The 12,525-nt window shown below is 38.3% G+C and carries 8 protein-coding genes and 2 pseudogenes; all 10 read right to left on the reverse strand.

What is annotated here, in order from left to right; genetic code table 11:
- Positions 1 to 255: 255 nt before the first annotated feature.
- The gene (gene fliD / locus H4J73_RS14210; RefSeq protein ID WP_182176982.1) at positions 256 to 1,992 is read right to left on the reverse strand and encodes a flagellar filament capping protein FliD; all 1,737 of its coding nucleotides are present in this window, start codon (positions 1,990 to 1,992) and stop codon (positions 256 to 258) included.
- A gap of 29 nt (positions 1,993 to 2,021) precedes the next feature.
- On the reverse strand, positions 2,022 to 2,417 hold the full coding sequence (locus tag H4J73_RS14215) for a flagellar protein FlaG (protein ID WP_182176983.1): 396 nt from the start codon (positions 2,415 to 2,417) through the stop codon (positions 2,022 to 2,024).
- 178 nt (positions 2,418 to 2,595) lie between these two features.
- Positions 2,596 to 4,038 carry a flagellin gene (locus tag H4J73_RS14220; protein ID WP_182176984.1) on the reverse strand — a complete coding sequence of 481 codons (1,443 nt, stop codon included), beginning with the start codon at positions 4,036 to 4,038 and terminating at the stop codon, positions 2,596 to 2,598.
- 372 nt (positions 4,039 to 4,410) lie between these two features.
- Positions 4,411 to 5,538, reverse strand: a complete 1,128-nt coding sequence (locus H4J73_RS14225; RefSeq protein WP_404851829.1) for a flagellin — start codon at positions 5,536 to 5,538, stop codon at positions 4,411 to 4,413.
- Positions 5,521 to 5,883 (reverse strand): annotated as a pseudogene (locus H4J73_RS21020) (flagellin); the annotation flags it as partial. The gene H4J73_RS14225 and the pseudogene H4J73_RS21020, both read right to left, overlap by 18 nt.
- Positions 5,884 to 6,239: 356 nt before the next feature.
- Positions 6,240 to 7,052, reverse strand: coding sequence for a flagellin (locus tag H4J73_RS21025; RefSeq protein WP_404851830.1), 813 nt, complete (start codon positions 7,050 to 7,052; stop codon positions 6,240 to 6,242).
- Positions 7,053 to 7,271: 219 nt separating this feature from the next.
- A pseudogene (locus H4J73_RS21030) lies at positions 7,272 to 7,682 on the reverse strand (flagellin); the annotation flags it as partial.
- 218 nt (positions 7,683 to 7,900) lie between these two features.
- The gene (gene flgL, locus H4J73_RS14235) at positions 7,901 to 9,157 is read right to left on the reverse strand and encodes a flagellar hook-associated protein FlgL (protein WP_182176987.1); all 1,257 of its coding nucleotides are present in this window, start codon (positions 9,155 to 9,157) and stop codon (positions 7,901 to 7,903) included.
- A gap of 12 nt (positions 9,158 to 9,169) precedes the next feature.
- Positions 9,170 to 11,170: a flagellar hook-associated protein FlgK gene (gene flgK, locus H4J73_RS14240; protein WP_182176988.1), complete on the reverse strand. Its 2,001-nt coding sequence runs from the start codon at positions 11,168 to 11,170 to the stop codon at positions 9,170 to 9,172.
- A gap of 238 nt (positions 11,171 to 11,408) precedes the next feature.
- Positions 11,409 to 12,521: a flagellar assembly peptidoglycan hydrolase FlgJ gene (gene flgJ, locus H4J73_RS14245; RefSeq protein WP_182176989.1), complete on the reverse strand. Its 1,113-nt coding sequence runs from the start codon at positions 12,519 to 12,521 to the stop codon at positions 11,409 to 11,411.
- Between the last annotated feature and the right edge of the window lie 4 nt (positions 12,522 to 12,525).

The raw sequence follows: 12,525 nt of genomic DNA on the forward strand, positions 1-12,525 counted from the left end.
GCTTATCGGCTGATATATTAATTATATCTATTTTCACACGGTTATATGGGAGAAACCAAGCAAAATTCAAGCCAAAATCTATAAAAAAATATAAAATTAATCGTTTGAGCTTAAATTCGGGCTTTAAATTCAAGTTTTAAATTGGGGTGTCTTATTGATAACCGCAGAGGAGGCTGCATAAAATAAATAATTTATGACTAACTATTTTAACCCGTATTATAACAACCAGATTAAAGTAATAATTTTATAGTATGATTAAGACTTTTTAACAACACCAGGCATATTGTCTAGTTGGGAAGTTAAATATGAACTTGTTGAATTTAACTGTGAAACCAACAAATCCATCGCATTATATTGAGCAAATAACCTTGCCTCTAAAGAATCCATCTTCTCACCAAAGCTTACCAAATCAGAATTTAATCGAGTAATTTGAGACTCTTTTCCATCGATACGCTTTTGAATTAAACCGTCTGAATCAGTATAAAACCCCACGAACTCTTTCAAACTCGCAACAAAACCCGTTTTACCATCATCGCCACCAATAAAGAAACTTTGTACTGCATCGGGGTTTTCTTCTATATGGTTGTTTAATTGTTCAGTATCTAAACTTAAATGCCCATTGCGCTCAGTACGAATACCAAGTTGTGACAGTGTAAATGTATCATCACCTGCGCTAAACTCTCGATTAAATTGACTACGTATTTTTGTCATAACGCCACGCAGTAATGAATCTCCCGCTAAGGCTCCTGCCCCGTCTTCACCTGATTTACCTAATTGATTACTGATATCCACCAAAGCATTAAATTTTCCGATAAAACTCTCAACACCTGCAGCAACATTTTTATTATCTTCAGAAACCGTAATCTTACTGATATCGTCATCAACGTCTTGGACTTTTTTTGCCGTAATAGTAATACCATCTATAACTGAATCAAAAACATTCGTACTATTCGTAACAACAATAGTTCCATCAATCGTAATTTTAGCATCAGTGGCCGCATCAACTTCTGACATATTTTGAATATTGGCAGTGGCAGTTTGGTTCACAGAAGCAAACTGTGAAATACCAGCAGTATCATTATTATCGCCATCATCATCTACGGCGGTTACAGTAATAGCATGAGTACTTCCCGATTCTCTGCTACTAAAGACCAGATGGTCACCTGTGTTATCGGTGAATATACTTGCTTTAACTGAACTGTTTGCGCCGTTATCATTAATTGCCCCCATGATGTCTTCTAATGTATCAGCACCACCAACAGTAACATCAAAACTATTACCGTTAGAGGTAAAGGATAATGTGCCAGATCCGGTTGTGTCAGTTGAAGTAAAGCCATTTACAGAGGTTAATTTATTCGTAGCGTCGGAAGCTAAGCGTGATAAACCAGCAGTGTCACTATTATTGACATCACCCGTATCATCTACATTAACGGTAATAGCATTATCTAACCCTGTACTTTTGCTATTTAACACTAAATGTTGGCCTGAATCGTCAGTAATAATAGTCGCGCTAACCGTAGAATTATCAGTACTGTCATTTATCGCATCACGAATTTCACTTAACGTGGCGGTATCTGATACCGCAATATCAAAGGCATTATCCCCCGAAGCTATCGAAAGAGTACCTTCTCCTACAGCCTCTTCAGCGCCAATAGCTGAAGACAGTAATTTATGGTGAGTGGCTAACGCTTCAACTTTAACTGAATAATTACCTACCTCAGCTTCTTTATCAGAAGAAAGACTTACAAAATCATCTCTCCCTGTAATTGCACGCTTCTGGTATTCATCAACATTTCCTAAACTATCTAAGGCTGCTGTGACATCTTCCAGTGAAGACTTCAAGGCACCTACAGCAGAAATATCAGTCGTATAAGCACCTTGTTTACGCGCTGCGCGCGATTCATAAGGAACTTTTTCAGCATTAACTATGGCTTCGACTATTTCACTGACTTGAAGGCCAGAACCTATTCCTGTGAATGATATGCTCGCCATAATTATTATCCTTATTTTAACGTGTTAACTTAAACTTTTGTGTTAACAAAGCCGCCAACCATTTCAGACAGTTTAGACACTAACGTAAGTACTTCTTCAGAAGGAAATTGCTTAATCAAGTCACCTGTGCCCTTATCAAATACTTTAATAACGTCGCGACCCGAGTCCTTGTCTACCGAAAACTCTAAATTTCGATTTAATTCACCAACAAAATCCTGCAATTGCTGCGCCACTTTTTCCAGTTGTTTACTGTTTAAAGGTTTACTATACGTTATATCTTCACTTTCTTGTTGACTTACTCGTTCATCTTTTACAATTTCATCTTTTTTGGTTTCATCCACTTTAACGAATGAATTAACATCATGTTTCATCTCTGATTTTAAACCAGATAAATCTATGTCTGTACTATTTGGAATGGCAGTCATTGTATATCTCCCACTTTAAATCTAGTTATACTCTGCTACAAGTATCTTGCAAAAAACATTGTATTAGAGCATGTTCAATGAACGGTGCTTTTAATTTTAAAAGCACAAAAGGAAGGAGTATTGGGCTCCTTCCTTTTTCTTCGATTAGGTTAAACCTGAACCTAAAAACTATTAACGACTAACCAATAAGGCTTAATGCCGCTTGTGGTAACTGGTTAGACTGAGCCAAAATTGACGTACCTGCTTGCTGTAGTATTTGATTCTTAGTCATTTGTGCGGTTTCAGAAGCAAAATCAGTATCTTGAATTCGGCTACGTGAATCTGATACATTTTGCTGAACGTTAGCTAAATTACTAATGGTATGGCCAAAACGATTTTGCACCGCACCTAAATCAGCTCGACTAGAATCAATTTGAGCTAATGCCGCATCAATAGTTTTAAGTGCTGACTGAGCTCCATCAGAATTTACACCTGAAATATCAATTGACTCAACGCTACTTAAGGCACTAGAACCACCCGTTGATTGAATAGCTACTGTACCACCTTTACCAAAAAGTTCATTAGCAGTAGAGCCTGAAAGACCGATTTTATTCGCAGATGACAAATTAAGCTCTGAAGAAACACTAATAGGGTTAGCCGTTGTACCAACTGTAGTTCCACCAACCGAAAACCCACTTCCGTCTGTCCCAGTAACATCCATACCATCAACATCCGTTGCTTTAAATGTTATGGTATCAGTGGCGGAATCATAGACAGCATCATAACCATCGGCTTGCATGTCTTCAGCTAAACGGGCTGAGTCTCCGCCATAAGTGCCTAAATCGTAAGAATCATTGGTAGCAGCACCTTTATCTATGTTTATCACTGCAGTACTTGCGGCGTTGATACCAGAAATACTTGTTTCTAACTTTGCTTCGGCATTAACACCATTACCTAAACCATTGATAGTATCAGCAATGGTCGCTGCGCCAGTGCCCGCACCCACAGCCATCGTTGAACCATTTAGATTTATCGTATCTGCGGTTGTATTATGGTTATTATCTAACGAAACCGTTTGTACGTCACCTAAACCAAGAGATGCAACTGCACCAGGACCTTTAATTTCATGAGCGCCAATCGCATCAGCAGAAACATCGCCCAATGTCACATTGATTGTTTCATTAGCATTTGCACCAATTTGAAATTGTTTAGTACCAAAATCACCATCAAGTAGTTTAGTTGAGCCAAATTGTGTAGTTTCAGCAATACGTGTTAATTCTTGCTGTAGAGCGCCCACTTCTTTTTGAAGTGCTGCTCGGTCATCAGCACCATTAGAACCGTTAGCTGATTGTAAAGACAAATCACGCATACGTTGTAATATCGCCGAAGATTCTTGCATTGCACCTTCAGCCGTTTGCGCCATTGAAATACCATCGTTAGCGTTACGCTGAGCAACACCTAAACCATTAACCTGAGAGGTTAAACGATTAGAAATTTGCATGCCAGCTGCGTCATCTTTTGCGCTGTTAATACGCATACCTGATGATAAACGTTGCATTGACGTTGCTAAACCTTCACCTGATTTACTTAAGTTACGTTGTGCGTTTAATGACGCTGTATTCGTGATTACTGATAAAGCCATGATAAACTCCTGATTACAAAATGTAATATTTAGTTAGTTATATGAACCAGAAGCCGTTGACTTGTCGGTAAGGTTACCAATAAATCAATCAATACAGCTCCATTCTACATAAGTTAACGGCAGCCTATAAATTAACTTTAGTTTTTTTTGTCAAAATAAATAAAAAAAATAATGTAAACCCTAAAATAAAATTGCATCAGTCGTTCGTTAGTGTATTTTCCATTTAAAAACAATGTAGTATAAAACATCATTATTTCAGCTCAAGTGTTTTATATTTCATATATTTAAGTTTTAATTTGTATAAAAAAACCAAGCACGTTAAATGCTTGGTTTTGTATAAAACTTAGAGGCGTACTATAGTAAAAGTTGAAGTTAACCACCCAACAAGCTAATTGCCGATTGTGGTATTTGATTCGCTTGCGACAAAATACTTGTGCCAGCTTGTTGTAATATCTGGTTTTTGGTCATAACAGCAGTTTCTTTAGCAAAGTCCGTATCTTGAATTCGACTTCGAGATGCTGAAACATTCTCTTGTACATTCGCCAAGTTGCTAATGGTATGGCTAAACCTATTTTGTACCGCACCCAGCGCTGCCCGGTTAGAATCAATTTGCGCCAAGGCCGCATCAATCACCTCAACAGCCGACTGAGAGTTTTCAGAAGTAACACCTGAAATATCGATAAATTCAACTGAGTTCAAAGCACTTGAACCACCCGTAGCAGTGATGTTATTGCCACCAAAACCTTGGCCTAGTATTTGATTTACCGTAGCACCTGAGATGCCAATTTTGTCTGATGACGATAATTGTAATTCGGCTGAATGAGAAAGGGGGCCTGCACCCGAAGTAAGCATACTTCCAGCAGGTCCCATTTCAATAGAACCCACTGCTGAAGCCGTAACTTCAAAACCGTCAATATCCGTCGCAACAACATCAATAGCGCCAAGCCCACCGTTTAGGGTTCCATCAAATACAGCGTTATACCCAGCAGCTTGTAAGTCTTCGGTTAAACGCTCCATATCTCCGCCATACGAAGCTAACTGAAAGGTGTCCTCTATGCTACCCTCCTTAAAAATATTAAATGTACCTGCGTCTGCCGTTGAAAGACCTTGAATACGTGTTTTTAACACGGCTTGGGCGTTTACACCCGTTGAAGCATCAGTGATTTTTTTGGCTATACTTGAGGCACCATCGCCACCCGCATAGGTGACTGAGGTACCATTTATACTCCAAGTATCACCTGTTGTTCCCATATTTGCAGGTAATAGTGCCGCCTCAACATCACCAATATTAGTAGCGGGTGTACCTGTAGTGCCTCCACCCCTGATTTGGTGTGCTCCGATACTGTCGGCAGCCATATTACCTAATGTGACATTAATCGTTTCGTTAGCATTCGCCCCCACTTGGAATTGTTTTGTACCAAAACTTCCATCAAGCAAGCTGGTTGAGCCAAACTTTGTTGTTTCTGAAATACGGGTAAGCTCTTGCTGCAAAGCCCCCATCTCTTTCTGTAATGCTGACCTGTCGTCAGCACTATTTGAGCCATTTGCTGATTGCAAAGACAGATCTCGCATCCGCTGTAAAATACTTGATGACTCTTGCATTGCACCTTCTGCCGTTTGCGCCATCGATATACCATCATTAGCATTACGCTGAGCAACCGCAAGCCCATTGACTTGCGAAGTTAATCTGTTCGCAATCTGCATACCTGCTGCATCATCTTTTGCACTATTAATACGCATACCCGATGATAGGCGCTGCATGGATGTTGCTAAGCCCTCTCCCGATTTAGACAAGTTTCTTTGCGCATTTAATGATGCCGTATTCGTTATAACTGATAAGGCCATAATGTTCTCCTAATATTTTTACACATAGAAGCTCGTTACAACTCGTTAGCTTCTTTCATACTTATACAGTTAGCACAAAGTAGGCCAATAAATCTTAAGCCTTAAATAACAACGACTTAAAATAAAAAAAAACGATATACTGTGCATACATAACGACAAACATTATTGCTTACTTTATAGCCATTAAATTGACATTATTATTCTATTTCAAATTTCAGTTTGAATTAAAAACCGTCAATAACTTCCCTAGCCTAGCTAAAATTAGTACTCATAAATAAAAGCCAATAAAAAAGGAGGCCATTTGGCCTCCTTTATTCTCATAATACTTTATATTATTAATAACATTAGCTTTTAGCTTAACCGAGTAAACTGGTAGCCGCTTGTGGTATTTGATTAGCTTGCGATAAAATAGTCGTTCCAGCTTGCTGTAATATTTGGTTTTTAGTCATTTGGGCAGTTTCAGAAGCAAAATCAGTATCTTGAATACGGCTTCGAGAGGCTGTTACATTTTCTGCAACATTCGCTAAATTACTAATGGTATGACTAAAACGATTTTGCACCGCACCTAAATCAGCACGACTAGAATCAATTTGAGCTAATGCCGCATCAATAGTTTTAAGCGCTGATTGAGCACCAGCGGAATCGACACCTGAAATATCAATTGACTCAACGCTAGACAAGCCACTAGAGCCACCCGTTGATTGAACAGCTACTGTACCACCTTTACCAAAAATTTCATTAGCAGTAGAGCCTGAAATACCAATTTTATTCGCAGATGATAAATTAAGCTCTGAAGAAACACTGATAGGGTTAGCCGTTGTAGTAACTGAAGTTCCACCAACCGAAAACCCACTTCCGTCTGTCCCAGTAACATCCATACCATCAACATCCGTTGCTTTAAATGTTATGGTATCAGTGGAGGAATCATAGATCGCATCATAACCATCAGCCTGCATATCTTCAGCTAAACGAGCTGAATCTCCACCATAAGTGCCTAAATCGTAAGAATCATTGGTAGCAGCACCTTTATCTATGTTTATCACTGCAGTACTTGCAGCTGAGATACCAGAAATATTTGTTTCTAGCTTTGCTTCAGCATTAACGCCATTACCTAAACCATTGATAGTATCAGCAATGGTCGCTGCACCAGATCCCGCACCCACAGCCATTGTTGAACCATTTATATTTAATGTATCTGCCGTTGTATTATGGTTATTATCTAGCGAAGTAGTTTGTACGTCACCTAAACCAAGAGATGCAACTGCGCCAGGACCTTTAATTTCATGAGCGCCAATCGCATCAGCTGATGTATTACCCAAAGAGACATTAATCGTTTCATTAGCATTAGCGCCTACTTGGAATTGCTTAGTACCAAAAGTACCATCCAATAAACTCGTTGCGCCAAATTTAGTTGTTTCAGCGATACGTGTTAATTCTTGCTGCAATGCACCCATTTCTTTCTGCAGGGCAGCTCTATCTTCTGAACCATTTGAGCCATTCGCTGATTGTAAAGATAAGTCACGCATACGTTGTAAAATAGCAGAAGATTCTTGCATTGCACCTTCAGCCGTTTGCGCCATTGAAATGCCATCGTTAGCATTACGCTGCGCAACACCTAAGCCGTTAATCTGTGAGGTCAGGCGATTAGCAATTTGCATACCTGCTGCATCATCTTTCGAGCTATTGATACGCATACCTGATGATAAGCGTTGCATTGATGTTGCTAAACCTTCACCTGATTTACTTAAGTTCCGTTGTGCGTTTAATGACGCGGTATTTGTTACTACTGATAAAGCCATAATAGTGCTCCTAATTATTTAAAATGCTATTAGAAGCTTATATATTTCAAGCTTCTGTTTTACTAACAGAGGGTTGTACTCTAGAGAGTTAATTAACCCATAAATTTTCATCATCTACTTCTTAAGTGATTATTAACTTATCCCGACAGTCTAGTGGACATTATTCTGTCGATAACTCATCCTTACGTTTAGATAAGCAATAGCTATGCCAAAATCAGTTAAATGTAATTAAATAAACTTAACCCTTCAATTTGTTTAAATGTTTGCTGTGTTGCCTGTAGTGACATTTTTTGCTGTTCAAATAAAGACACTGCACTAGCAAAATCTAAATCTTCTATTTTCCCTCTAGATGATTGCAGCATCACACTTAAGTCCAGGGCGACATTACGCTGTACGTCAATCTTATTTAGAGTTATACCCACTTCAGCTCTTTTACTTGTTATGTGACCAAAAGCACCATCAAGTTGTGTTAGTAAGTACTTATAATCAACTTGAAGTTGTTTTGGATCATCAGTACCTTCAATAGAGTTATCAATCCAATCAATAGCTGACTTTAACGTATCAAACACACTTACTTTTTCTTGTGGTGTGAGCGAAAACTGATCCCCCGGCAACGGGTTGCCGTCTAACTCAACTTCCATACCATTGAAGGCAATCGTTTGCCCTGCAATAAAGGGAACTGGCCCGTGAGATACCACGGCTGCACCATCGGTTATAGTAACGTCGTCAACCACACCGTCAGCATCTGTATCTGTAAAATCAAAGGTTAAGTTGGGTGTCATTGCTGCCGCGTTATAAGCTTGTCGATCAACAATTTTAGCACTTTCAACGTAAATATAAGGTTCTTCTGGATCAGGGTCCGCAGGTGGTGTCAGGTTTTGAATAGCACTGGGAATAAAGTCTCCAACACTATTATCAATGTTCATGAATATATCATCGCCAGGTGTATTTTTAGTCACCCGAATATTTGTAGAAATTTGCAATTCAGCGATTTTATTATCACCTAAATAGGTAACCTGATTATCAGGTCCAGCACTAAAAGGACGTTGATCGACTTGAAACCCCGAGAAGATATATTCTCCGGTTTCGTTTTTTGTGTTGGCTATATCTACTAATTGTTCTAGGTTTGATTTAAGCTGCGCAGACAAAGATTTCAAATTCTCATCATCATATGCACCATTATTAGCCTGAATAAAAATGTCTTGAACTTGCATCAATACGTCTTGGGTATTGGACAACGAAACTTCCTGTCGGTTGTTATGATTTACCGCCTGCGTAATATTCGTTTCAAAACGTTCAATTGAACGTAACTCTTCTTTAATGCCACCTAACGATATATTTTGTATTGGCGCATCTTTAGCGGTTAGAACTTGTTTGCCTGCAGACAAATATTTAACCTGATCTTGTAAGTCAGACTGCATTTTACTCATGCTGTTGGCGCTAATTTGATAAAACTGTGAAGTAGAAATTCTCATAATTAATACCTTCTAACGAAGTGATGACAAAATAGTGTCAAATAGAGTGTTAGCAATACTGATGACTTTCGCTGAAGCTTGATATGCCTTTTGATATTTCAACATGTTCGCTGCTTCTTCATCGAGGTTTACACCTGAAATAGACTGATGCCGACTAATTGCTTGGTTAGCCATGGCGACGTCCGTTTCCAATTGACTTTCTAATGATGCAGCTTCCGAGCCGACAACAGAAACACTACTTGTCAGAAATTGAGAAAACGTCTGTGTATCATTTAAAACGCTGGAATTTTGTGTTCCTGCCATATCCAACATATTGTTACCATTGCCAACACCAAAAGCATCACCAATAACAAATTTTTCTCTGGCATCAGTCCCTAAACCCGAGAGTTTTCCTGTAATTTCAATTTCATAACCAGACAGTGCAACAGTAGCAGTACCACCAGTAAGGTATGAACCTGAAGCTAAAGGAGCAGCAGGTGGTGGGCTGGATGTATCAAATACTCTATATTGGAATATTCCTGGTGAAAGATTATCTTCATAAACATCAACCGTTAATGATGGAAATGTAGCCATAACTTGTGTACGAGCTGCAATCGGATCAGTAACTTTTGAAATAGTTACAGAGCCTGAACTCACATTATTATCATTAGCCGTAACATCTATAGGGCTGCTTGCCGCAATTGATTGAGGATCTTTCAATTCAATATTCATTCTTTCGGCACTATTTTGTAGTGGGCGAACTAAAAAACGATCATTTGCTTGTGGTGTTCCCGAATTTTCTTCAAACTGAAAACCTAATCCCGGTAAAGTAAATGGCCCTGCACCTATTACACCCAAAGTATTAGATGCCCCCGTCGTTAGGTTGTTTAAATTGTAATTAGCACCATCATAGATGACTTCATATTCATCTGTAGATAATTGAGAAACGTCAGTAATAGTTACTTGAGCAATCAATGGAGTCGGGTTACTAACATTATTAGCCGAGTGTGCTAAAACACGTTCTGTTGGCAGAGCTCCACTATTAATATCAGAAAAAATATCAGTACCCTGAAGCTGGTTTAAATCTAACCCTTCAGATTGTGACTGGTTTATTGTTTGGCTAATTCCCACAGCAAGAAGATCAATTTCAGATGAAGCTCTTTTTAGATGAGTGCCTCTAAAGTCAGCTAAAGCACCTAATTGTCCACCTAAATAACTCCCTTCTAATGATAAAGTACTTTTACCATTACTAATTGCTAACTGATTTTCTGATGGATCAGGATCACCAGCTGTTACATACATTGATAAAGGCGTAATTCCTGCTACTAATGTTTTACCATTACCTATCATTACGGTCATAACACCAGATTTGTCTGTTACTGTATCCACTTTTACTAGTTCATTTAATTCGCTTAACAAGCGTTCTCTTTGGTCTAATAAATCATTATTTTGCCCGACATTATTCTCGCTGTAACTAGAAGATATTTTGCTATTAATTTTGCTAATGTCTACTGCAAGCATAGATATACGGTCAGCCATTTGAGAAAACTCATTATTAATTAACTTCTGAGTTCCTGTTATTCGTCCTTGTAGATTTTTAATATCATTTGTTATTGTTTGCGCTTGATCTAATGCCATTTTTCGTAGAGAAGTATCTTCTGGTTTATCTGAAATACTATGTAATGAACGGTAAAAATTGTCTAAAGAGGATTCAACCTGGCCACCATAAATACTCATGGTTTGATCAAGTTCATTAAGCTGACTACTAAGTTTGCTACTATAACTTGCGTTGTTTGCTGTAACTGTTTGCTCTTTATAAGTAAATGAACTGAATACTCTTGAAATGTCAGAAACATACGTTCCAGTTCCTATATAATTCCGTCCACTTGTATCTCCTATTGAAGCAGCTTGCTCACCACGCTGAACAGTGTAACCATCAGTATTAACATTGGAGATATTATGGCCCGTCGTCGCTAAGTGTTGCTGAGCAGCCAATAGACCACTTACACCTGTTTGATACAAACTGACAGCCATAACATAAACTCCTAAACAATAAGTAAGACTAAACGTCCATGCATATCATTTAAATTATTAACTAAAAAGTGTCAAAACTAAGTGAATTAACACGACCAATAGCTACTTGTATGCATAAATAATGCCAAGAAAAATAAAGTCAGGAATTATGAGAGAAAAAAATTGTAAATGGAGGTAATACCTATATCCATGAAACTTCTCACTGGAAGCTCAGATATCAATACTAAGAATAAAAAAACTATTGAAGCAGTTTCTTAACTGTATTTAATGTACTCAATATTTTTTTAGCATAACTAGGATCAGTGGCATAACCTGCTTGTTGCAAGCCGTTTAAAAAGGTTTTTTCATCGCTAGCTTTATCTAATGCGTCTTTATAGCGGTCGCTATTTGAAAGGAAGTGAATATAGTCATTAACACTGTCACCAATGCTTTCATAGACTCTAAACGGTTCACGTTTTTTAACCATTGCACCTTGTTCGAATTCAAGTGTTTCTTTATTGGTTTTGTCGCCATCCCAACGTTTATCTGCTTTGATGTTAAATAGGTTATTAGAACTTTGACCATTTTCAGTTTTGATGATTTTTTGTCCCCAGCCAGTTTCTAATGCCGCCTGAGCAATAACCACTTCAAAAGGTACATTAAGCTTTTCTTCAACACGTTTAGCGTCTTTGACCAATGCAGTTACAAAATCTTTCGGTTGCTTATACTGAGGTTCTTGTAGTGCAAGTGTTTCATAAACTGATGGTTTATCATTTAACACACTCGTACCATTTAATGATGACGGGGCGCGTTGTGGCATACTAAATAATGTGTTTTGGTTGTTAGCTTGATGATCGCCAGAGTCATTAGTTTGACGATCTTTTGCAGAAATAAGGATCCCTTCTGCGACAATAGATTTTCCTTGATTAACATCTTCAGTTAATAAGCCATTATTTTTACTAAAGCGAGTATCGCTGCGTAAAAAAGACTGTGGGGTAAAACTTTCAGTATCACCCCCTAATTGGCGAACAATTAAATCAGATAAACCTAATGAGCCATTATTTGATAACTCTAGTGACATTTGTTGGTCGTGCATATCACGGTAGAATTTTGTACTTTCAGAATTAAATGGACTATCCGACTCTAAAACCTCTTGCGCTTTACGCATGCTTTTCATCAGCATTTGCATAAAAATCGCTTCAAACTGCTTAGCAGCTGTCTGCAATGCTGCATCTTTGGAGCCTTTATCAGTTTCTTTAGACTGCTGGCGAATAGAATTCAAGCCATTGATGTCTAAGAAATTCTGCGAGTTAGCTGTCACCGATGCTTGCGGTGAAAATGAAGATAATGAAGATTGAGTCGGTGAAGTCATAAGC

The sequence above is a fragment of the Colwellia sp. MB3u-41 genome (assembly GCF_014076845.1).
Lineage (GTDB): Bacteria > Pseudomonadota > Gammaproteobacteria > Enterobacterales > Alteromonadaceae > Colwellia_A.